The sequence below is a fragment of the Paenibacillus sonchi genome (assembly GCF_016772475.1).
Taxonomy (GTDB): domain Bacteria; phylum Bacillota; class Bacilli; order Paenibacillales; family Paenibacillaceae; genus Paenibacillus_AQ; species Paenibacillus_AQ sonchi.
On sequence record NZ_CP068595.1, the window covers coordinates 5,004,028 to 5,024,961 of the forward strand.

Annotated in this window: 20 protein-coding genes and 1 pseudogene; 11 read left to right on the plus strand and 10 right to left on the minus strand. The window is 52.6% G+C overall.

Annotation, left to right across the window (positions count from 1 at the left end; translation table 11 throughout):
• Nucleotides 1–78: 78 nt before the first annotated feature.
• The gene (locus tag JI735_RS22205) at nucleotides 79–849 is read right to left on the minus strand and encodes a DeoR/GlpR family DNA-binding transcription regulator (RefSeq protein ID WP_039839497.1); all 771 of its coding nucleotides are present in this window, start codon (nucleotides 847–849) and stop codon (nucleotides 79–81) included.
• Nucleotides 850–1,071: 222 nt separating this feature from the next.
• Here JI735_RS22205 and JI735_RS22210 point away from each other — a divergent pair, with 222 nt between their 5' ends.
• The 4 genes from JI735_RS22210 to fucU are packed head-to-tail and all read left to right on the plus strand — an operon-like array spanning nucleotide 1,072 to nucleotide 5,409.
• Nucleotides 1,072–2,838, plus strand: coding sequence for an L-fucose isomerase (locus JI735_RS22210; protein ID WP_039839494.1), 1,767 nt, complete (start codon nucleotides 1,072–1,074; stop codon nucleotides 2,836–2,838).
• A gap of 26 nt (nucleotides 2,839–2,864) precedes the next feature.
• The gene (locus JI735_RS22215; RefSeq protein WP_202676445.1) at nucleotides 2,865–4,292 is read left to right on the plus strand and encodes a rhamnulokinase; all 1,428 of its coding nucleotides are present in this window, start codon (nucleotides 2,865–2,867) and stop codon (nucleotides 4,290–4,292) included.
• Nucleotides 4,293–4,311: 19 nt separating this feature from the next.
• A complete protein-coding gene (locus JI735_RS22220; RefSeq protein ID WP_039839486.1) occupies nucleotides 4,312–4,962 on the plus strand; it encodes a class II aldolase/adducin family protein in 651 nt (216 codons plus the stop codon).
• Nucleotides 4,963–4,977: 15 nt separating this feature from the next.
• Nucleotides 4,978–5,409, plus strand: a complete 432-nt coding sequence (fucU, locus tag JI735_RS22225) for an L-fucose mutarotase (protein WP_039839483.1) — start codon at nucleotides 4,978–4,980, stop codon at nucleotides 5,407–5,409.
• Nucleotides 5,410–6,305: 896 nt separating this feature from the next.
• Here fucU and JI735_RS22230 read toward each other — a convergent pair.
• Nucleotides 6,306–7,811: a serine hydrolase domain-containing protein gene (locus tag JI735_RS22230; protein ID WP_202676446.1), complete on the minus strand. Its 1,506-nt coding sequence runs from the start codon at nucleotides 7,809–7,811 to the stop codon at nucleotides 6,306–6,308.
• A 650-nt stretch (nucleotides 7,812–8,461) separates the two neighbouring features.
• On the opposite strand from JI735_RS22230, the gene JI735_RS22235 reads away from it, so the two are divergent.
• Both JI735_RS22235 and JI735_RS22240 read left to right on the plus strand, forming a co-directional pair.
• Nucleotides 8,462–9,508, plus strand: a complete 1,047-nt coding sequence (locus JI735_RS22235) for an aromatic ring-hydroxylating oxygenase subunit alpha (protein WP_051052323.1) — start codon at nucleotides 8,462–8,464, stop codon at nucleotides 9,506–9,508.
• A gap of 157 nt (nucleotides 9,509–9,665) precedes the next feature.
• A complete protein-coding gene (locus tag JI735_RS22240; RefSeq protein ID WP_051052322.1) occupies nucleotides 9,666–10,640 on the plus strand; it encodes a hypothetical protein in 975 nt (324 codons plus the stop codon).
• Nucleotides 10,641–10,827: 187 nt separating this feature from the next.
• Here JI735_RS22240 and thiD read toward each other — a convergent pair whose 3' ends face one another.
• Nucleotides 10,828–11,640 carry a bifunctional hydroxymethylpyrimidine kinase/phosphomethylpyrimidine kinase gene (gene thiD, locus JI735_RS22245; protein WP_039839459.1) on the minus strand — a complete coding sequence of 271 codons (813 nt, stop codon included), beginning with the start codon at nucleotides 11,638–11,640 and terminating at the stop codon, nucleotides 10,828–10,830.
• A gap of 132 nt (nucleotides 11,641–11,772) precedes the next feature.
• Nucleotides 11,773–11,982: a hypothetical protein gene (locus JI735_RS22250; protein ID WP_233476001.1), complete on the minus strand. Its 210-nt coding sequence runs from the start codon at nucleotides 11,980–11,982 to the stop codon at nucleotides 11,773–11,775.
• Nucleotides 11,983–12,010: 28 nt separating this feature from the next.
• On the opposite strand from JI735_RS22250, the pseudogene JI735_RS22255 reads away from it, so the two are divergent.
• Nucleotides 12,011–13,122, plus strand: a pseudogene (locus JI735_RS22255) (glycosyltransferase).
• 346 nt (nucleotides 13,123–13,468) lie between these two features.
• Here JI735_RS22255 and JI735_RS22260 read toward each other — a convergent pair.
• The 3 genes from JI735_RS22260 to JI735_RS22270 form a co-directional block, all read right to left on the minus strand.
• A complete protein-coding gene (locus JI735_RS22260) occupies nucleotides 13,469–14,236 on the minus strand; it encodes an SGNH/GDSL hydrolase family protein (RefSeq protein WP_020434026.1) in 768 nt (255 codons plus the stop codon).
• Nucleotides 14,237–14,411: 175 nt separating this feature from the next.
• On the minus strand, nucleotides 14,412–14,588 hold the full coding sequence (locus JI735_RS22265) for a hypothetical protein (RefSeq protein ID WP_202676447.1): 177 nt from the start codon (nucleotides 14,586–14,588) through the stop codon (nucleotides 14,412–14,414).
• On the minus strand, nucleotides 14,576–15,487 hold the full coding sequence (locus JI735_RS22270; RefSeq protein ID WP_202676448.1) for a glycosyltransferase family protein: 912 nt from the start codon (nucleotides 15,485–15,487) through the stop codon (nucleotides 14,576–14,578). The genes JI735_RS22265 and JI735_RS22270 overlap by 13 nt, the downstream gene beginning before the upstream one ends.
• Nucleotides 15,488–15,663: 176 nt before the next feature.
• Here JI735_RS22270 and JI735_RS22275 point away from each other — a divergent pair, with 176 nt between their 5' ends.
• Nucleotides 15,664–15,915, plus strand: coding sequence for a DUF1572 family protein (locus JI735_RS22275; protein WP_325175633.1), 252 nt, complete (start codon nucleotides 15,664–15,666; stop codon nucleotides 15,913–15,915).
• Here JI735_RS22275 and JI735_RS22280 read toward each other — a convergent pair.
• Nucleotides 15,906–16,751 (minus strand): sugar phosphate isomerase/epimerase family protein, encoded by an 846-nt coding sequence (locus JI735_RS22280; protein WP_039839448.1) that lies wholly within the window; start codon nucleotides 16,749–16,751, stop codon nucleotides 15,906–15,908. The genes JI735_RS22275 and JI735_RS22280 overlap by 10 nt on opposite strands.
• A gap of 102 nt (nucleotides 16,752–16,853) precedes the next feature.
• On the opposite strand from JI735_RS22280, the gene JI735_RS22285 reads away from it, so the two are divergent.
• Nucleotides 16,854–17,825 carry an acetylxylan esterase gene (locus JI735_RS22285; RefSeq protein WP_039839446.1) on the plus strand — a complete coding sequence of 324 codons (972 nt, stop codon included), beginning with the start codon at nucleotides 16,854–16,856 and terminating at the stop codon, nucleotides 17,823–17,825.
• A gap of 102 nt (nucleotides 17,826–17,927) precedes the next feature.
• Here the strand turns inward: JI735_RS22285 and JI735_RS22290 are convergent, their stop codons facing one another.
• Entirely contained in the window at nucleotides 17,928–19,016 is a 1,089-nt protein-coding gene (locus JI735_RS22290) for a low temperature requirement protein A (RefSeq protein ID WP_039839444.1), read from the minus strand.
• Between the two features lie 136 nt (nucleotides 19,017–19,152).
• On the opposite strand from JI735_RS22290, the gene JI735_RS22295 reads away from it, so the two are divergent.
• Nucleotides 19,153–19,527, plus strand: a complete 375-nt coding sequence (locus JI735_RS22295; protein ID WP_063822124.1) for a YkvA family protein — start codon at nucleotides 19,153–19,155, stop codon at nucleotides 19,525–19,527.
• Between the two features lie 28 nt (nucleotides 19,528–19,555).
• Here the strand turns inward: JI735_RS22295 and JI735_RS22300 are convergent, their stop codons facing one another.
• On the minus strand, nucleotides 19,556–19,939 hold the full coding sequence (locus JI735_RS22300; RefSeq protein WP_039839442.1) for a winged helix-turn-helix transcriptional regulator: 384 nt from the start codon (nucleotides 19,937–19,939) through the stop codon (nucleotides 19,556–19,558).
• A gap of 143 nt (nucleotides 19,940–20,082) precedes the next feature.
• Here JI735_RS22300 and JI735_RS22305 point away from each other — a divergent pair, with 143 nt between their 5' ends.
• Nucleotides 20,083–20,757 (plus strand): NAD(P)H-dependent oxidoreductase, encoded by a 675-nt coding sequence (locus JI735_RS22305; protein ID WP_039839439.1) that lies wholly within the window; start codon nucleotides 20,083–20,085, stop codon nucleotides 20,755–20,757.
• The last annotated feature ends 177 nt before the right edge of the window (nucleotides 20,758–20,934 follow it).

A 20,934-nucleotide genomic window follows, 5' to 3' on the forward strand; every position in this document is an offset into this window, starting at 1 on the left:
GCATGGGCTGAAATAAAATAAAGCAAAGGATACGAAACCGGGCCCTTGACATGTCCGCCTCTTTCGCTGTGCGCCTGCTTACTCTGCGGGATTATGGAGAAGCGATACCTGATATTTGTTCAGAAAAGAGATCCACTCGTCCGAGGGCTTCCCGTCGGTAACGATATAATCAATCTCGTCAAAGCTAAACAGCCTGACAAAAGCAATCCGGTCAAACTTGGAATGGTCGGCCAGAAGGACGGCTTTGCTCGCCTGCTGCCGCATAAGAATCTTAAGCTCGCTTTCGGCTTCATTGGAATCGCTCAGTCCCCCCGTCATCGAGAGGGCTTTGCAGCTGAACAGCGCCGCATCCACGTTATACCGCTGAATGGTATGGGAAGCGCTCGGCCCGACAAAAGAGTTGGTCTCCGCTCCCAGCACACCGCCGGTGGAAATCAGCTTGTGCCCGGAATGCTGAAACTCGGAGAGGACGACCAGTGAATTGGTAATGATCGTCAGGTTTTTTTTGGCTTCGGTAATTTTCTTCAGCGCCTCGAAGGCGGTAGAGCTGGTATCTGTCATCAGGCTGTCGCCGTCATTGATCAGGTCCAGGACACTTTCGGCAATGGCCCGCTTGGCTTCAATATTCACCGCATGTCTGTGGGAGTAGGAAGGGTCCTCGTTGGTGTGGACATTCAGGATGGCCCCGCCATAGCTTTTTTTCGCAATGCCCTCTTTGTCCAGCTTCTCCAGATCTCTGCGGATCGTTTCTTCGGAAACATCGAAATCCTGGGCCAGGTCAGCGACATGGACTTTTTTGTGGCGGTACAGCTTATTGATAATGAGTTCTCGGCGTTCGAACGCTCTCACGAAGACGGCCTCCTGCATAGTTAATCTTTTTTTCTATTTTACTATAAAGCGAAGAATAAATAAAAGGGAATTCCACAGAATAATCCACATTTATATTTCAAAAACCACAAAAATACACAATAAAATGTGGTTTTATGTTGACATCACATGATTATGATTTTATGATAGGAGGAGATGCAAGCGCTTAATATTGTTCTTATTATTCTTAGGAGGTTATAAGGCATGACAACTCATTATCCCAAAATCGGCATCCGCCCAACGATTGACGGGAGACGCCGCGGCGTACGCGAATCACTGGAAGTCCAGACGATGGGCATGGCGGAGCGGGTCGCGGCTTTTCTGCAGGACAATCTGCGTTACCCTGACGGTTCACCTGTAGAATGTGTGATTGCTGATTCTACGATCGGCGGTGTGAAGGAAGCTTCGGCCGCACAGGCCAAATTCTCAAGTGCCAATGTAGGCGTATCCATTACCGTGACACCTTGCTGGTGTTATGGCTCGGAAACGATGGATATGGATGCCACCATCCCGCATGCGGTATGGGGGTTCAATGGTACGGAACGGCCCGGTGCGGTCTATCTTGCCGCTGTCTTGTCGGCGTACGCCCAGAAGGGCATTCCGGCTTTTGGGATCTATGGGGAGGATGTGCAGGATTCCGGCAGCGAGGAAATCCCGGCTGATGTGCAGACCAAGCTGCTGCGGTTCGCCAAGTCGGCACTTGCCGTTGCCTTGATGAAGGGGAACTCCTACCTGTCTATGGGTTCGGTTTCCATGGGCATCGCCGGTTCGATTGTCAATGACCAGTTCTTTCAGGAGTACCTGGGCATGCGCAATGAATATATCGATATGTCCGAGTTCGTCCGCCGTTTCGAGGAAGGGATTTACGATCAGGAGGAATTTGCCCGCGCGCTGCAGTGGACGAAGGAAAACTGCCGGATTGGACCCGACAATAACCCGGCGCACCTGCAGGTCAGCAGCGAAGAGAAGGCAGTCCAGCTGGAAACCTGCGTCAAGATGGCGCTCATCGGCCGCGACCTGATGATCGGCAATCCGGTACTGGCTGAGCTGGGATTTGCAGAAGAAGCTCAAGGCCACAACGCGCTCGCCGCCGGTTTCCAGGGGCAGCGGCAATGGACGGATCATTTCCCGAACGGTGACTTCATGGAGACGATCCTGAATTCCTCCTTCGACTGGAACGGTAAGCGCGCGCCTTATATTCTGGCTACGGAGAATGACAGCCTGAACGGGGTGACTATGCTGTTCAATTACTTGCTGACGAATACGGCGCAGATATTTGCCGATGTCCGCACCTACTGGAGCCCGGCCGCAGTGAAGCGGGTCACCGGATATGAGCTGCAGGGCGAGGCGGCGGGCGGCCTGCTCCATCTGATCAATTCAGGCTCCGCCGCGCTGGACGGCGCAGGTGAACAGAGCAGGGACGGTAAGCCGGTAATCAAGCCGTTCTGGGAGATCACAGATGAAGAGGTGGAAGCTACCCTGAAGGCAACACAGTTCCGTGCGGCATCGCAGGAATACTTCCGCGGCGGCGGCTTCTCTACCGATTATCTGACCAAAGGCGGTATGCCTGTAACGATGGCGCGCCTTAATCTGGTTAAGGGGCTGGGGCCTGTTCTGCAGCTGGCGGAAGGTTATACTGTGGAGCTTCCTGAGGAGGTACACCGCACGCTGGATGAACGGACCGATCCTACCTGGCCGACAACCTGGTTCGCCCCTGTTCTGACCGGTTCCGGTTCGTTCAGCTCGGTATACGATGTGATGAACAATTGGGGGGCCAATCACGGAGCAATCAGCTATGGGCATATTGGTGCGGACCTGATTACACTGGCATCCATGCTGCGCATCCCGGTGAGTATGCACAATGTGGAGGAATCACGGATCTTCAGACCGCGCGTCTGGTCGCTGTTCGGAACGGAGAGCCTCGAAGCTGCCGACTACCGGGCCTGCCGGAATTTCGGACCGCTATATTAATATCCGGGAACGGGCAGGTGGATGAGATGAGCAAGCTGAAGAAGCTGCTGGCCGTTGACCTTGGGGCAAGCTCGGGTAGAGTGATTCTCGGCACCTATGACGGAAGCAGGATTGTTACGGAGGAGCTGCACCGGTTTGCCAATACCCCGGTGGAGGCCGGGGGCCATTTGTACTGGAACGTTCCGGAGCTGCTTAAGGAGATCAAGCAGGGAATTCTGCTGGCGGTCCAGGCTGGCAATGAAATTGCTAGTCTAAGTGTGGATACCTGGGGAGTAGATTATGGCTTTGTGGATCATGCGGGGAAGCTGCTGAATGCCCCGCATCATTACCGCGACCAGCGGGTAGGCAAATACCGTGCCCGGCTGGAGGAGCTGCTGCCGCCGGAGGAGCAGTTCCGTCTGACCGGCAATCAGCCGGACCCGATCAATACGGTCTATCAGTTGTTCGCCGATTTGCAGGAGGACCCCATGCTTCAGGAGCAGGTTGGCCACATTCTCATGATGCCGGATTTGTTCCTGTACCTGCTGTCTGGAGCCTCTTCTGCGGAGCGGACGATACTGAGCACAAGCGGGCTGCTGGACGCCGTTACGGGTGAACCTTCTTCGGAGGTATTCGGCAGACTTGGCATCCCAACCAGGCTGATTCCGCCCCGTGTTGAAGCGGGAATCGCTATCGGCACGCTGCGGCCCGAGCTCTGTGCCAAGCTCGGATGCGGGCCCATCCGCGTGATTGCCGGCGCTTCCCATGATACGGCTTCAGCCGTAGCTTCGATTCCTTACGCGGACAAGGACGGCGCGGCGTTTATCAGCTGCGGCACCTGGTCCTTGGTCGGGATGGAAACGAAGGCGCCGGTCATTACCCCGTTAAGCTATGAATATGGCTTCACGAATGAAGGCTGCTGCGGCAACGGCAACCGGCTGCTTAAGAACATTACCGGCCTGTGGCTGCTGCAGGAAACGCGGAGGGTCTGGGCTGAAGCCGGTGAAGCGCTCAGCTTCAGCGAGATGACCGCGCTTGCCGGGAAGGAGGGGGCGGCACAGTCTTTTATTGAGCCTAATGATCCGCTCTTCAGCACGCCCGGCGATATGCCGGGACGGATCGCGGAATACTGCCGGAGCAGCGGCCAACGGGTGCCGGAAACCAAAGGAGCCATCCTCCGCACGATTCTGGATAGCCTCGCCAAGTCCTACGCATCCACGCTTCAGGAGCTGGAGGAAATAACAGGCACCCGGATCCGCAAGGTTCATATGGTCGGAGGGGGCATACAGAACAAGCTCCTCTGCCAGTTGACGGCGGATGCGTCCGGAAGAGAGATTATCGCCGGTCCCGTTGAAGCCAGTGCGCTGGGGAATCTGCTGGTACAGCTGGCTGCGCTGGGGGAACTGGATTTCAGCCGCGCCGCTGAAGTCGTTGGCGCATCCGAGACCCTGACGGTGTACCGGCCGAATAAATGAGAATTGAGGAGAGTAAACCATGGATGAGCTGGAAAAGAAACTGCGTCTGCAAATTTGTGATATCGGCAAAAATCTGTTCAATAAGGATTTTATTGCCGCGAATGACGGCAACATCTCTGCCCGTTTGAGCGAAACTGAGGTGCTGGCTACCCCGACCGGGGTCAGCAAAGGCTACCTGGAGCCGCATATGCTGGTCAAGGTCAACCTTCAGGGAGAGATTCTGGAGGCCCAGGAAGGCTATAGACCTTCAACGGAAGTCAAAATGCATTTGCGGATATACCGCGAGCTTCCCGAGATGAACGGGGTGGTCCATGCGCACCCGCCATTTGGCACTGCTTTTGCCATTAAGGGGGAAGCGCTCGACAAAATGATGATGCCGGAATCCGTAATTGCCATGGGCGAGATCCCGCTGGCTAAATACGGCACGCCTTCCACAGAGGAGGTTCCTGACTCCATCATGCCGTTCCTGGGCAAGAAAACAGCCGTACTGCTGGAAAGCCATGGGGCTTTGACCTGGGGCAAGGATGTAATGGGAGCTTATATGAATATGGAACGGCTGGAATACACCGCCAAGCTGACCTTTTTGACCCGCATGATCCACGGGGAGCGGGAGCTGCCGCCGAACCGGATTGAAGAGCTGGTGGCGCTGCGGTCCTTCTACGGAATGTAAAGGAGAGAGCGGCAGATGCTGAACAAAATCCCCAAGCTGCTCTCTCCCGAACTGGTGAAGGCCATGATGGAAATGGGCCACGGCGACGAACTTGTGCTTGCCGACGCCAACTTCCCCGGACATGCGCTGCATTCCAGAGTCATCCGCTGCGACGGCACCGGTATTCCAGAGCTGCTGGACGCGATTCTGGAGCTGTTCCCGCTGGATCATTATGCGGACTATCAGGCCGCCCTGATGAGTGTCGTACCGGGAGATTCCACAGTCCCCGTGGTCTGGGACACCTATAAGGAAATCATTTCGGGACATGACAAGGAAGCGGTAATCACTCATGAAGAACGTTTTGCCTTCTATACCCGCGCCCGAAGTGCTTATGCCATTGTGGTGACCGGGGAGGAAGCGCTGTACGGCAATATCATCCTGAAAAAAGGTGTTATAAAGAGCGTTTGAGAAAAAGGTGCTGACATTGGCGCTTCACCCGAAAGATTAAACCTGCCCCTGACGGATTCTCCAAGTGAGAATGCAACGGGGGCAGGTTTTTTTGAAAGATAAGAATTTATATGTTTTGGGGAAGCGAAGCTTTATTGTATAGGAAACCTCCGCAAGTGGATAAAATTATGCTTAAAGTTGTAGAATAAATAAATTTGTTACGAGCAACGGCAGAAATACCGTTGTTAGGGCTGCGAAGGCCGGGTTCTGAGGGGGAGTTGGTCTAAATATCCTAATTCCAACTAGCAATTACTTACCGGTTTCTTCGCAGGTGCTAGTTGGAAAAAGGGAACTTATTTTTCCGGAAAGTAAAAAATCCTAAGATTTAAGTGGAAAAAGTAAACTTAATTGGACTACTTTTCTTGAATAATGGCGAAATGAGCTGAATTAGTGTCCCTTTTTCCACTTAGACCTGCCCGAGGATGGGTATTCCGGCAAATTAGTTAACCTTTTTCCACTTAAAGGGTTGCCGTAGGATTCATTGGGTCAGTAGATGAAATCATAAAAAGGACAGATCATTTTGATCAAGTTCTTTTTTATTGCTGCGCACCTAGCTAAGCTAGGTATAACTAACCGGTGAAAGTCCTGTCGAGGTAAGAGCCAAGTCGCCTCGTAGCTTTTCGTAAGGAGCAACCCTATAAGCCCGAAAGGTGGAATGGCGAGCTGGGACGTGGGGGAATTAAGTCCCCTTTTCCCACTTGAGCTTGCCTCCCGGAACCATGAAGCAATAGGATGACAAACAGTCACTAAGATTTCCCCTGGAGCAGCGGCTGCAAGGTTCACGGACAGCACCGGCTTCAAACGGCTGCGCCTTTCAGGGAAGGAGGCGCAGCCGTTCTAATCTTAGCAGGTTGCTGTCACTTCCGTATTCTGGTCTTCGGGAAAAAGCCGGCGGCGAGCAAAATGAGATGCCAGGCAAAAACCACGAGTACGATGTTTTTTAAGCCGGACTGGAGACCCAAAATGCTCCAGGAATAAGAGACCAGGAACAATAAAGTACCGGTTGCTGTAAGCAGAACCACGCGTATCCCGAGCCGGATAAAAGGCTGCTGTGAATGCTTCGTTATGAACACTCTTCTCCGCTTGCGCAAGCGGATGGAAAAGATAACCAGATATAGGCCGAGCGCGGCTGCAAGTCCTTGCGTGATGTATGCATTAGTCTGTCTTCCGGCGGCAAGTGCATCGGCTCCATCGGGTACAGAACCGGTAAGTGACCGGACCCATGCATTATAAATATCCTGCCGCAAGTCAATTCCGTTCTCGCTGTTTGTCAGAACTGCAAGCCCGTCGCCGGACTCCGGGACGAACCCGTAAAAGCTATGGAATCCGCGGTTATCCCCCGGATGATACAACATCACCTGACCGTCCGGCAGGGTTCTTGTGAAGATTCCTAAACCGCTGTCAGTCAGAACCGGTGTCTGCATCTCCTGAATAAGCGGTTTTGCGGCCACTTGGTTGACCGGCAGCTGTCCATTCCGCCCATTCATGCTGTCTATAATCAATGACACCAGATCAGCAGAGGTGGTGGATAGGCCGGCGGCGGCTTTTTCGGTAAATTGATAATCCGGCAGCGCCTGACCGAAATATCCATATCCAGTAGACATGAAGGGACTGCCGGTGGTTGCTGCGAAGGTGCTGTGCTTCATCCCTAACGGCTTCAGCACCTGCTCGTCCATGTACTGTTCAAACGGCTGGCCGGTCACTTCCTCGATCACCAGCTGCAGCAGTGTATAACCTGCACCTGAATACACTTCCTGAGTGCCGGGAGCTACGGCCACTCTTACAGGATCGTTGGACCAACCGGCTCCGGATAACGATTCCTCCAGTGCCGGAAGCTTTTTTCCCGGAGCGGTTCCCAGATAGCCTCGGTGCGCAGGCAAGCCTGCGGTATGGCTAAGCAACCGCCGGATTGTCACCTGGCTCGGATCAAACCTGGAATCCGGCAGCTTCCACCGCGTAAGGTATTTTGCCGCCGGATCATCCAGGGAGAGCAGACCTTGGTCTACAAGATGCAGGATGCCCCATGCGGTCAGGCTTTTGGAGATCGACCCTGCCTCGAATAGTGTATCCTTACCCACAGGCTGGTGACTTTTAGTATCGGCAACCCCATAATTCAGAGTGTAGGCGACTTTCCCGTTATGTATCACACCTACTGCCACACCAGGTACCCCGTAAGTCTCCTGCCACTGGGGGACTTTGCGGTCCAGCAATTGCTTGAATTCCTCTGTGCTTCCGGCAGTGGGCGGCTGAGCGGACTCGGCTTTCATGTGGGTGGAGAAGCCCCATAGAACTGTCAAGCTTGCGGCAATCATCATGCTGAGGGCAAGCCCCCGGAAAAATATTGTTTTTTCTTTACGCTTCATGTTTCTGAACTCCTTCGGTATGAAGTTAAATGAACACTATATCCAGCATAGTCCACACGAAGTTCAGCACCCATAGATTTAGCTTACGTCCACCTTTAAAGTTTCTTAAAGGAAGCTTACACGGCTGTAAGGTAGTGGACAGTAGACAAGTCTCCGTGGTGAGGAGAGGTATTAAGAGAAGGAGCAGTATGCGAATCCCCTTCAAACTAGGCCGGAATTCGCTTTCTATTGCACGAAGTGCAGCCATGCGAAACATCAACTGATCCACAATAATAGTACGGATTCAAGTTCAACCTATATAGAAAGTTTTCGGGTGTCGACAGCTTCGACTGGCTTTGCATCATGGGCGGGCCGATGAACTTTTATGAGAAAGAGAAGCTTTCCGTGGCTGGCGGAGTCTTGAGCCGGATGGCATGCAGCTTAGAATAGCAAAACAGCCTTCTGATTCGTAGAGGGCTGTTTTTTTTGTTTATTATGTCATGATGCATAACATTCAAACGATATTTTTAGTCAATAATACAAAACAGAACCTACTGTAATTGATTTTTTTAACGAAAAAAGATTAAAATACACACAATAAGTTATATAATCTGACATATATAATAAATTATCTTTATGAAGTTTAGTGTGAGTGGAGAGGTGAAACGATCATGATAGAGGAAAAGAAGAAACCGGTGCAAGAAATCGAACTTCCCCGTGATTGCACGTTCTCCCCTGAGGACTGGCGGGTACTGGCTGAATACTGGTATCCGGTGGCAATTGCGGACGAAGTACAGGACAAACCGCTGGCGGTGAAGCTGCTGGATATGAAGCTGGTGTGCTACCGCAGTGAAGGCAAGGTGGTGATCGCCCGTGATCTTTGCTTCCACCGGGGAGCGCCGCTGAGCAAAGGCTGGATGGAGAACGGAGAAATTGTCTGTCCGTATCATGGCTTCCGTTACAACTGTGAAGGCAAATGTACCGCTGTACCGGCCCATCCCAGCTCCAAAATCTCACCCAAGCTGAAGCTGATTGTCTATCCGGCGGTGGAGCGCTACGGCCTGATCTGGACCTGCCTGGGTTCTGCGGCGGAGCAGATTCCGGATTTCCCGGGCTGGGAAGACCCGGACTATATCAATATTTTGCCGCCGGGCTTCGATATTGCCGGTTCGTCCGGCCGCCAGATGGAGGGATTCCTCGACGTCTCCCATTTCGCTTATGTGCATACAGCCACCTTTGGTGACCGGAACAACACTGAGGTTCCACAGTACAAGGTCAGACGCGAGGGCAACGAGCTGGTCGCTGAATACTGGAGTACAGTAAGCAACTATGGAAAAGGCCAAGAGAACCCGGCACCGGAGGGCTTCATGTGGCTGCGTGAATTCCGTGTGTTCCCGCCATTTGCGGCTTCCCTTACCGTGTATTTCCCGGACGAAGGCAGGCTCAACATTCTAAACTGTGCTTCCCCGGTATCCGCACGCTATACGCGATTGTTCTGTCCGATTTCCAGAAACTTCGACAAGAGTGCGCCGGTCGAGGATACGATTAAGTTCAATCTGCAGGTCTTTGCAGAAGACGCGGAAATGGTGGAGGCGCAGACCCCGGAGGATCTGCCGCTTGATCTGCAGGCCGAAGCGCATATCCCGGCTGACCGCACATCCATCGCTTACCGCCAGCTGCTGACTGAACTGGGCCTGGGCCGGTCTTATACGTCATAAATAGTGGAGCATTCTATCACTTGGTACCCACAATCCCTTTCTGTATCTGTTCTCCGGAGCAGCGTGCGGGGAGGGTTTTTGTGTTTTCTACCGTCCACTGGAGAATGTAGGCCCATGTCTGATAAAATAGAAATGCAGATGGTAGAATGAATACACAATGATTCCAGACTGTACCGGCGGCGGCGCAATGCAGGACCGGCATCAACCCAAAGGAGACTTGATTGTGGACGAGAAATTGAAGCAGGCTTATGAAAGGTTGGGGGTTCCTGAAACCGTAACCAGAGAGGAATTGAACAAAAGGTTCGATCTGCTGCTAAGACGGCGGCGCTCCTTAACCACTGAAGCGGAAATTGCCGCCTATGAAGAGGAGTTTCAGGCCATCAAGTTTATTCTCGATGCGAGAGACCAGCAGGAAATTCAAGAGGCTGAAGACCAGCGGCTGGCCAAATACGGCAGTCTTGCGGGCGGAGCGCGTAAATGGGAACGCTTTATGCGGCTCTATAAGACCCACGTCATCATTTCCATTATCGCGGTAATCGTGCTTATCTTTGCCGGCAACGCGCTATATAACAACTGGCAGCATAAAAAGTATCTGGCCACCCTGCCGCCGGTTGATGCGAAGATTATGTTCATAGGCAATTTCGGCGTGAAGGACGAAGACGGCAAAATGGATGCGCTGAACCAGGCGATCATCGAGCAGTACCCGGAATGGAAGCGGGTGGACAGCAGCATGGTCTATCTTCCCAAGACCGGCGAGGGCTCGGATACCCTGGATATGAATTATTTGCAAAAAGCCGTAGTCGAGCTGGCAGCGAACACGCCGGATATTCTGATCCTCGATGAAGCTACGCTTGAATGGATCGGCAAGCAGGATGGATTTCAGAATCTGGAGCCCATTCTGGCGGATGGCAAGATTTCCAAAGACGATCCCCGCCTGAAGTGGGGAAAGGTGGGAGAGAGCACTGAGGAACAGCTGTACGCTGTTAACATCACGGACTCGAAGTTTGTGTCCTCCCTGCCGATCAACCATAACACCAAGTCTATTGAAATTGGAGTGCTGGGCGGGGATGAACCGAAGGAGAAAATCATTCAATTTGTGAAGCATATCGCCGAGGAGGGCGCAGCGCAGTAGGAGGCTTTGTTGCAGGAGTATTCCTGCAGCAAGTAATTGCATCCTCAATAGATGGATAACAAGAATGGCGGAACAGAAGGGCACAATGCCTTTCAAGTTCCGCCATTCTTTGTGTTCAAGCATCTGCCGCTGTGCGCTGAAGGATCAACTGCAGCAGGTGTACACCTTGCTATGTCTTGTCCCGGTATTAACGCTCCAGCCGGTAGCCGCCGTGGAAGACAGGGCCGACATATTGGTTAAACGCGTAGCCCCTGCGGATGGCAGCAGAGACGAAGTCCTTGGCTTTTACCACTGCATCATGCACAGACAAGCCGTTGGCCAGACCGCCTGTGATGGCAGCGGCAAAGGTGCAGCCTGCTCCGTGGTTGTAGGCCGGTTCGATTTTGGCTGTTTCCAGCACAGTATATTCAGAGCCGTCAAAGAACACATCTATGGCCAGATCGCCGCCCAGCGCTTTGCCGCCTTTGACGACAACATTTTGGGTGCCAAGCGCATGGATCAGGCGTGCAGCTTCTTTCATTTCGTCTATGGACGTCAGCTTGCCCAGCCCGGACAACACACCGGCTTCGAACAGATTGGGTGTAGCCACTGTGGCGAGCGGCAGCAGCAGATCACGGATCGCATTTGCGCTCTCCGGATTCAGGACTTCATCTTCCCCTTTGCAGACCATAACCGGGTCAATGACTACGTTGGTCTGCAGATTCTCCTTGATCGCTTTTTCTGCCACCTTAACGATATCCACACTGCCCAGCATGCCGGTCTTCATGGCATCGACAGGACCCCCTGCGAACACGGTTTTCAGCTGCTCTGCAACGATGGCCGCATCAATCGGATAGACATTGTGATGCCAGCCGTTATCCGGGTCCATCGTAACAATAGTGGTCAAAGCGCTGAAGCCGTAGGTGCCATACTCCTCAAAGGTTTTGAGGTCGGCCTGGATGCCGGCGCCTCCGCTGGAGTCACTTCCGGCAATGGTTAGAGCTTTAATAATTTTTGACAAAGCGAACGTCCCCTTCTGGTATATGAATAGATAAAGCTTGATTCAGGTAGAATCTTTTAAACTCTACGATATTATAACAAAAAACATTCCCGGTGTCCGCACTCCGGCAGGAGGTTGTACGCTAAGGTATGTCTATTTGCTGTCCAGGCTGCTTAACGCAAGCTTGATGGCCTTGTCATAACGGTAAGGCTCGGCACTGTCGCCGCCCATCCAATACACTGCAAGAAACTTGCCGCCCCGGAAGATATGGGATATGGGTAAAAAAATAGAAGGGAAATGGAAACAGGCGGAAAGGGCGGTGGGTAGGAGGCGGGTTCTCACCGGAGCAAACTGCATATCCATATAGAAGCACAATGTTTAGGAGGCTGCCATGATCGAAATCAGTTTATGCATGATCGTCCGCAACGAAGAGAACAGTCTGCCCCGCTGCCTGTCTTCCGCAGCATCCTTTGCAGATGAGATCGTTGTCGTAGATACGGGGTCGACAGACCGGACCAAGGAAGTTGCCGCGTCTTTTGGGGCGGTGATTTATGATTTTACGTGGATCGAGGATTTCTCGGCGGCCCGGAACTTTGCCTTCAGCAAGGCCGCCAAGGACTATATCCTGTGGCTGGATGCCGATGATTACCTGAAGGATAAGGATCAGGAGCTTTTCAGAGGACTCAAAACCAGTCTTCCGGGACATGTGGACAGCGTAAATATGCCATATAATCTTGCTTTTGATGCTGCCGGCAATGTGGTGACCTCACTTCGCCGCAACCGGCTGGTCCGCCGCAGCTGCAATTTCAAATGGATAGGGCCGGTGCACGAACATCTGGAGGTGTACGGCCCATCCTACAGCAGCGATGTCTGCATTACACACGAAAAAGACAAGGCCTACACGGACCGCAATCTGCGGATTTACCAGAAACGGGCCGCAGCCGGCGAAGCCTTCTCCCCCGGGACCAGTACTATTACGCGAATGAGCTGCGGGACCACGGGATGCATGAGGAGGCGTGCCGGTACTATACCCTTTTTCTGGAAGGGGGACAGGGCTGGATCGAGGATAATTACCAGGCCTGCCTGCGGCTGGCCGAATGCCAGGAACGGTTGGGGAACAGGGAGGAAGCTTTTCAGGCACTCTGCCGGACACTGAAGATCGATAAGCCGCGGGCGGAATTCTGCTGCAGACTGGGTGCCTGGAACCTGGAGAAGAATCAGCTGCATCAGGCCGTCTACTGGTATGAGCTCGCTGTGATGCTGCCCCGGCAGAATGACTCCATGGGCATACGCAATGAAAGCTACAGCACCTGGCTGCCGAATCTGCAGCTGGCTTTATGTTATGACCGTCTTGGACAGCACGAGAAGGCTAACCTGTTCAATGAAACGGCATTGCGTTATCATCCGGCCCATCCCAGCATGCTGTATAACCGGAATTATTTCAAAACCCTGCTCGGTGATAAATATGTCGCGCTGCAGCCCATTGCAGAGCAGGCAGAGTAAGAGCGGTTAGAGAGGTGTCTTTGGACTGTACCCTCTGTGAAGTGAAGCGGACAGAGCAGACGTTATTTTGCAGAAAAGTATTTATTTCCGGCGCTCGCGGACACAGAAGCCCTTATATTGTTCATTTGAGTCCAAAATGATGGGTAATGAGATGTTTAGCGGATTCTCAGTCCGGATAATCTGCAGGACCCGCTGATCCGCCTCAGTAACGGATCTCCTGTCCTCAATAGAAAGTAATCGGCTGGTTTAAAAGAACCCGCTGCACGTCCGGATGTGCAGCGGGTTCTGCCTGTTCCATTAAATTCTGTTCCATTAAATAAGGGAACAGGCTGCCGGCGGCAATGGATCAGCGGCCGTGCAGAGCCTGTCCCTTGCCGTCGAGCAGCAAATGGGGTTCGCTGCTGGAGAGAAACTCCAGCACCTTGTCATAGATAATGCGGTGCCCTGCCCGGTTGGGGTGGATCCCGTCACGGCAGATGAACTTTGTATAATCCGGCTGCTGAAGAAAAGCGCTCCGGACATCAATAATCTTTGTCTTGGTGCTCTCGGCGACCCTGATAATGGTGGAATTGTACCGTTCCTGCCACCAGTAGATTTTGGTGACACTGCCGAGGAATTTCATAATGTTCGCTTCCGAAGCCGGATTGTTTCCGCTCACCCATTTGAAGTAGTTGTCCGCATTCAGCGGCGGCAGGCTCATCAGAATCGGCATAATCCCTTGGGTGCTCAGGAAGTCGATCATATCCCGGAGCATGCTTTCGAATGCCGGGAAATCGGTTTTGGGATTATGCTCAGCTTCAGGGTTATTCACAATCTCTTCCCAGTGGAAATCGCAGTCATTCCCCCCGTATTCAATCAGCACCATATCCGGCTTCTCCTTCAGCACATCCCGTTTGAGATTGCCGAAGCCCTTGAGCAGCGTATTGCCGAATCTGGCAGTGTTGCGCAGCGCCCCCTTCAGCTTGCCTTGCAGCAGGGAGACATAATTGTCCTCCAGAATTACATATTTGCTTCTGGCCTCGTCATAGACTACACCCTTCGAAATGGAGTCTCCGCTCACCATATACTTATATTCAAGCTCTGCAGCCGCCGAATGATTTTCGATCTGATGCATGGCCACACCTCCGAAACTATATTGTACTTAATCTTAGTGTAAACCATTCATGAAGGCATTGCCTATGTATAAACGTCATTGGTTATGCGAACAAGCAGCTGCGAAATCCGCGATTCGGGCAGCAGCTGCTTCATTTTAGCTTCAGGTTAATGGCCTTTGCTTATTCTATATCCGGCTATCCGGCGCAATAAGGGGTCCGGGCTGGTTCATTATGGGGGATATTCTGCATGAACCGTACGACAGCCTGCTCCATACTGTTAACACTATTATCCCAGGTCCAGGCCAAAGAATCAGCTTCACCTTGTTCAGCGAGCCGGGCTCTGAGCGCAGGATCAGCAATCAGGCGCAGCACATCCTGGGCCAGCCGGTTCTCATAACGGTAGGAGAGCAGGCAATTCTCCTCGTGGCGGGCATACTGGAGATTTCCCCGGAGTATATAGACACTAGCGCTGCCCCGCAGCGCATGGCTTCCAGTCCCGGCAGGGAACCGGCATCGAAGGCACTGGCGCTGACAAAGATATCCGCCCCGTTATAGTGATAACAGAGCTCTTCATCATTTTTCGGAGTGAAAAACCGGTATTTGCCTTCGGCCTTCATCCTCTGCAGGGATTCCGAGGAATAGAACTCATCCGGCGGGCAGATGAAGTTGATGTTCACCTGCGGGGCGTTATGCCTGACGATATCGAGCTGTTTCACCAAATAGCCCTGTTCACGGTGCGAGGCAAAGCCGTTCTCCTCCTTGCGCAGAATCGCCGTGATATTCAGCGGCTCCTGCAGCATGTGGCGGATATTCTGGTTTCGAAACCCTGTACTTATGCCGACCGGCACAATGCTCCCGGTAATTCCATGGCTCAAAGCAATTAATTCCTGCTGCCATTGTGACAAAACAAGCAGCTTGTCAGTGATATGATAAGAAGGAAAGGATACTTCATTCTCCGGCAGGAAGAGCGGCTCATAGCATAGAGACAGGCGGATATGCATACCTTTTCCCTGTTGGCTTGCCGCCTCGGACACGGGAACCGTTGTATAGAAATTGGACACAATAATATCACTGACAGGGAAATCAGATTCTCGCAGCACAGTTTGGTCTGTAGTTAGTATGCTAGAATGGACCTCATAGGAAATGTCGCCCCCTAATGGCATGAGGATCACAACATCATGACCCCGGGCGGCAAGCCCGTTGGTGAGTTCTACCAGCATACGCTGCGCCCCGCCATGGCATAAGGTGAGAATGGGAAATGTAAACCTCATGAATGATCTCTTCCCTTCTACAATATAGCTGAAAATAGCAAACACTGGTTATGAATACTATTTTATTCAGCGAATGTTGAAGAGTGCCGGGACGGCAGCCTTAAAATTGTAACGGGTTCCCCAAAGAGGAGGCAGTAAAGTGAATGAGATTATTAGCGAATGTATGAGAAGAACTGCTGGAGTTATTGCGGGAAGTAAGACGGGAGAGCCGGGCTGTAGTCAATGGATTAACCGAAAAGGATCTGGAACGGGTCGTCACCGTGCATTATCCTGAGAATTCAGAAATGGAGAGTTACAGCTGGAGTATTCAAAAGATACTGATCGGTACGGCAGAGCATTATGCCTGCCATACCGGCCAGATTGTGTATCTCGCGAAATGGATGCAGGAAGAGGATGTGTATCTGCTGAACTGGAAGCACTACGACTGAGGGCCTCTTAGTCGTTCCAGCAGCGCCACCGTTTCGCGGATTGCCGGGCCTTGAATATCCTCCAGCGAGACATCGATCATCGGTTTGTGGGCCTGGAGCTTATTCAGGAACTCCGCAGTGTGGAACAATCCCCGGCCAGCCTGGCCATGGCGGATGCGGATTCCCTCGGCATACATATCCTTCAGGTGGGCCAAAATGATCCGGTCCCCGAACAGGCTGAAGGCGTCGTCCACAATCTCATCCTGGTTCTGGACATGATCTCCGATCAAGTTGCAGGGATCGAAGACTACGCCAATTGCGCTGGAGGGGACTTCGTCGAGAATCCGGCGCACTTTGGCCGGAGTGGACAACGTATGGGTGCTTACGCCTTCCAGCCCGAGGAAGACTCCCCATTTTTCCGCTTCCTCGGCCAGCTCCTCGACCGTGGCCCGAAGGGTTTCCCAGCCCAGCTCCTCATAGCGGTAAGGCTCAAATTCGGCAAAAGTGGTCAAGGCTCCGGTCTCCGTAGCGACCATCGGTGCGCCGAACTGCCGGGCATAACGCAGATGCTCCTTGAACCGCCCGATCTCCAGCCGGCGGATGGCCGGATCGGGATGAATCGGATTAATGTAACAGCCGAGCACACCGATGCGGATTCCCGCGCGGTCAAACTGTTCAGCGATATAATTGGCGAGGCCCGGGCTAAGCTTGCCGGTTGAGGTATCGATATCCTGTATAGCTTTGGACAAGGCCAGTTGGACGAAATCAATTCCATAGTCTTGAAGCGCGGCAGTCAGCTCTTTCAGGGGCAGACAGCCTGCGGTGTGGGCCAAAGTTCCGTAACGGATGGTAAACATCTCCTTTTGGAAAATAGCGATTTGTATTATTATTAACTTTATATTAATAGCGCTTACAGTTACTTGCAATCATAAAGCGCTGACAGAATAGGAGAGTATGCAATGAATACGATAGAGCTCCGCAAGCAGGAACTCGAGAACTGCCGTCCTGAACCGACACTGGAACAGGGAGTAGTCAACGAATTTTGGGATGGCATCCTTGCAGAGTATGCCCGCAAACCGCTGGAGATTATTTCTGTGCCCGAAGTGACGCCATATCCGGGAATGCGGGTAGACAAAGTCAGTTTCCAGAGCTTTGATGAAACAAGGGTCCATGCCTGGCATATTCAGCCTGCACAGGCGGGGAATGGCGGGGGGCCGCTTCCTTGCATCATTACCTTTCCCGGCTATACCGGGGACAGGGGATATCCGGAGCGTTACGCTTCCTGGGTGCTGCTCGGCTATTCCGTTCTGGCCGTGGATGTGCGGGGACAACTGGGAGAGACCGGAAATCTGCTGCCCATGGAGAGCGGTGTGGCCAAGGGCTGGATTACGCAGGGACTGCTGGAGAAGGAACATTCTTATTATATGGCAGTGGCTATGGATACCGTCCGCGCAGTGGAAACGGCTGCGCAGCTTCCGGGCGTGGACCCGTCGCGCATCGCGATTACCGGCGGCAGCCAGGGCGGGGGCATTGCTCTGCTGGCTGGTGCCCTGAGCAGCAAGATCGCCGCTGTGGCTGCAGACATCCCCAATCTCTGCCGGCTGGATTTCGGCGTGCTGAATTCAACCAGCTCCCTGACCGAGATCGGCGCTTATGTGCGGCGTTATCCGGAGCATCTGGAGCGGGTGCTGGATACGCTTGCTTACTTCGATATCGTGAACCTTGCCCCGCGCATTACGGCCCCGGTTCTGATTTCTGTCGGCTGGAAGGATACCGTCTGCATGCCGGAAAGCGTATATGCCGCGTATAACCGCATAGAGTCGGATAAGCAGATTATGGATTATCCCTTCTCCGGGCATGAGGTTAGTGAATTTCATCTCCGCCAGAAGGTGTTGTTCTTACAAAAGCATCTGGGTCAGGCGGTACGCTAGACGAAGAAAGCTGTCTCCTGAGATCAACAAAGAGGCGCCCCCTGTGGGCGCCTCTTCTTAGATGGACATCATAAGCTGGCTGGTTATAGCGGATCATCCTTGTTAGCTTGTGATCCGGGCATACACGGCAAAGAACAGCGCCATTTCGCCCATGATCAGCACATCCGGCACGTGAACTGCCATGTCCAGAATGTAAAAGCAGACCAGGACCGCTGTAAGCACCGCCAGATGAACGATTCCCAGCCGGTGCTGCTTATGCCGGTACACGTGGAAGACCAGTGTTGTGGAGGCGAAGTAGAGCAGCACGGAGCCGAAAAGCAGATTCACCATCAGCCCGTAATGAAGCTTGTTCAGGAACAGCAGCTGGATTGAAGCAGCCAGCATGCACAGCGACAGGAAGATGAACAGATGTCCATAAATGATCGTCTGTCCGGCTGTATGAACATTTTTATCCACCTTTTTCTCCAGATTATCGTAATACTGCCACCACATGGCTATAATCAGCACGAAGGTCAGGCCCGCGAAGCCTACTGACTGCAGGGTCCAGGTGCTGGATTGCAGCACGGCAAGAATGCTCACAACGGACTCCCCCAGGAGAATCAAGGCAAACAGGGAGAAACGCTCCAGCAGATGGTGAGTATTGGCAGGTGTCCGGACCAGAATTTTTCTGCCCGCCAGCGGCAGGATGATGTCGACGGCAATTCCGGCGTACAGCACGGCATAACGGACCCAGGAATCAAAGAACAGGGAACAGGCGGATATCACCAGTCCGATCCAAAAGCGGCTGCCTAAATAATGAGCGGTGGCTCTAAGATGCCCGTTTTCCTTGGAGCGTACGTAATGATACTGTACCGCAGTCATCGCCCGCAGCCCGAGGTAGCCTGTCAGAAACGAATAATAGGTCTGATCGAAATCCACGGACAGGCTTGCCGTCATAATCAGCACAAAGAACAATTGAATAATCAGAAAAATCCGGTGAGAGACAATGTCCTGCCCATAGCGGTTGACAAACAGCGTCTGGCCCACCCAGGCCCACCAGATCGGGATAAAAATCAGCACGAATTTGCCCAGCGTTTCAAGCGAAAGGGTTTCGTCCTCTACATGCAGCAGCACATGGCTGGCTTTGGACACGGCGGCAACATACAGCAGATCATAGAAGAGCTCCAGCCAGGTTACTTTTTTTACAGTCATATAACGCTCCTTTGTTGTTCGGATGAATGCAGTTCTGCAGGTTCTGTTTACCCGGAGCGGTCCCGGTTATATGTTATAATAAAGGCACTCTACCGATGAGCGCAAGACAATCCGAGCATTAGAGGAGGAAACGCAGATGGAGAAGGACAGGGATAAGCTGCCGGCGGAAATCGCCGTGGAGAATTTCAAATACAGTGAGAAGAACGAGCAGCTGGTGAAAAAGAGCTTTTGGAGCAAAACCCGGAAGTTTGCCGGAAAAATCCCGTTTACCAAAGATGCTGTGGCGATGTATTACTGTGCCATAGATGCCAAAACCCCTTTGTGGGCCAAAGGCATTGCCTTCGGGGCATTGGCTTATTTCATTTCCCCCATTGACGCGATTCCAGATGCGCTGATCGGCCTGGGCCTCACCGATGACGCAGCAATCATTGCCGCAGGTGTAAGGGCGATTGCCGGCCAGGTAACGGAGGAGCACCGGCAGAAGTCAGAGGAATTTTTTGAGAAGGAATAAATCATTCGATATAAGCTTGGCTGCACCTTCACAGAGTCTCCGCCCGAGAGCTTTCTCCGGAAAGCTGTTTGGTCTGGTATTCTACGCCCCAATCCCTCATTAGCCGGATGATGGGGATGAGGGTCCGGCCGAACTCGGTCAGGGAGTATTCGACCTTCGGCGGAACCTGCTGATAGACCTCGCGGTGAACAACGCCATCCTCTTCCAGCTCCCGGAGCTGCAGGGTCAGCATCCGCTGGGTGATTCCGGGACAGATCCGGCGGAATTCGCTGAACCGTTTCTTTTCCTCCATCATGTGGTACAGCAGCACGCCTTTCCACTTGCCGCCGATCACATCAAGGGTGAATTCCACAGGGCAGGCTGCCTGGTCGCAGCCCGGAGCATTACCGAAGCCGCCTTTACGATCGCGCATAATAACGTCACTCCTTCAGTATCATTTTGTATACTACATTACATTAATGTGCGTACTTCAAAAATAATTATATATACATTAATATAAACGCATAAACTTCACTCCGTCAATGAAACGGAGTGAACCGAAAGGGAGTAGAGACGATGGAAAGTAATGCAGCAGCCAAAAAGGAAATCATCGCGGCCTATGAATTCAGACATGCTACGAAAGAATTCGACAGTAGCCGGAAGATCAGCGGAGAAGACTTTCAGTTCATCCTGGAAACCGGAAGACTCTCACCCAGCTCATTCGGCTTCGAGCCTTGGAAGTTTGTGGTGGTACAGAATCCGGAGATCCGGGAGAAGCTGCGCCAATTTACCTGGGGTGCCCAGAAGCAGCTTCCGACAGCCAGCCACTTCGTGCTGATTCTCTCGAGACTGCCCAAAGATCTGGCCGCCGGATCAGATTATATCCAGGGAATCATGAAGGATGTGCAGAACCTGCCTCCGGAAGTTGCTGAAGGGAAGCGCAAGATGTATGACACCTTCCTGACAACCGATTTCGGGTTGACAGGCAATGACCGTGCACTGTTCGAGTGGGGCGCCCGCCAGACTTATCTGGCCCTTGGCAATATGATGACGGCCGCCGCCCAGATCGGCATTGATTCCTGCCCGATTGAAGGCTTCGACAAGCCGAAAATCGAAGAGATCCTGGCAGCTAAGGGCATTATGGATCCGGAGCATTTCGGAATCGCCTGCATGGTGGCTTTTGGCTACCGCCTGAATGAGCCGCGCGGTAAAACCCGGCGCAGTGCTGAGCAGGTCGTTCACTGGGTATAAGATAAGGCAACAAAAACTGCTCTGCCGGTGGTCACATAATACATTGTGCCTGCCTGCAAAGCAGTTTTTTTGCTGTGTGAAGGTTATGAATATACATAAAAGCTTCGAAAAATAATTGAAAAATTACTGAAAAATCTGCTAGTCTTATGAAGTGAGCAGTTTTGCACCGGATTGTCA

Bases quoted from the DNA above. Each gene is read 5' to 3' on its own strand.
- JI735_RS22210 (WP_039839494.1), top strand. From the start codon at position 1,072: ATGACAACTCATTATCCCAAAATCGGCATCCGCCCAACGATTGACGGG.
- JI735_RS22215 (WP_202676445.1), top strand. From the start codon at position 2,865: ATGAGCAAGCTGAAGAAGCTGCTGGCCGTTGACCTTGGGGCAAGCTCG.
- JI735_RS22220 (WP_039839486.1), top strand. From the start codon at position 4,312: ATGGATGAGCTGGAAAAGAAACTGCGTCTGCAAATTTGTGATATCGGC.
- fucU (WP_039839483.1), top strand. From the start codon at position 4,978: ATGCTGAACAAAATCCCCAAGCTGCTCTCTCCCGAACTGGTGAAGGCC.
- JI735_RS22230 (WP_202676446.1), bottom strand. From the start codon at position 7,811: ATGAAGCGTAAAGAAAAAACAATATTTTTCCGGGGGCTTGCCCTCAGC.
- JI735_RS22235 (WP_051052323.1), top strand. From the start codon at position 8,462: ATGATAGAGGAAAAGAAGAAACCGGTGCAAGAAATCGAACTTCCCCGT.
- JI735_RS22240 (WP_051052322.1), top strand. From the start codon at position 9,666: ATGATTCCAGACTGTACCGGCGGCGGCGCAATGCAGGACCGGCATCAA.
- JI735_RS22250 (WP_233476001.1), bottom strand. From the start codon at position 11,982: ATGGATATGCAGTTTGCTCCGGTGAGAACCCGCCTCCTACCCACCGCC.
- JI735_RS22260 (WP_020434026.1), bottom strand. From the start codon at position 14,236: ATGCATCAGATCGAAAATCATTCGGCGGCTGCAGAGCTTGAATATAAG.
- JI735_RS22270 (WP_202676448.1), bottom strand. From the start codon at position 15,487: ATGAGGTTTACATTTCCCATTCTCACCTTATGCCATGGCGGGGCGCAG.
- JI735_RS22280 (WP_039839448.1), bottom strand. From the start codon at position 16,751: ATGTTTACCATCCGTTACGGAACTTTGGCCCACACCGCAGGCTGTCTG.
- JI735_RS22285 (WP_039839446.1), top strand. From the start codon at position 16,854: ATGAATACGATAGAGCTCCGCAAGCAGGAACTCGAGAACTGCCGTCCT.
- JI735_RS22290 (WP_039839444.1), bottom strand. From the start codon at position 19,016: ATGACTGTAAAAAAAGTAACCTGGCTGGAGCTCTTCTATGATCTGCTG.
- JI735_RS22295 (WP_063822124.1), top strand. From the start codon at position 19,153: ATGGAGAAGGACAGGGATAAGCTGCCGGCGGAAATCGCCGTGGAGAAT.
- JI735_RS22300 (WP_039839442.1), bottom strand. From the start codon at position 19,939: ATGCGCGATCGTAAAGGCGGCTTCGGTAATGCTCCGGGCTGCGACCAG.
- JI735_RS22305 (WP_039839439.1), top strand. From the start codon at position 20,083: ATGGAAAGTAATGCAGCAGCCAAAAAGGAAATCATCGCGGCCTATGAA.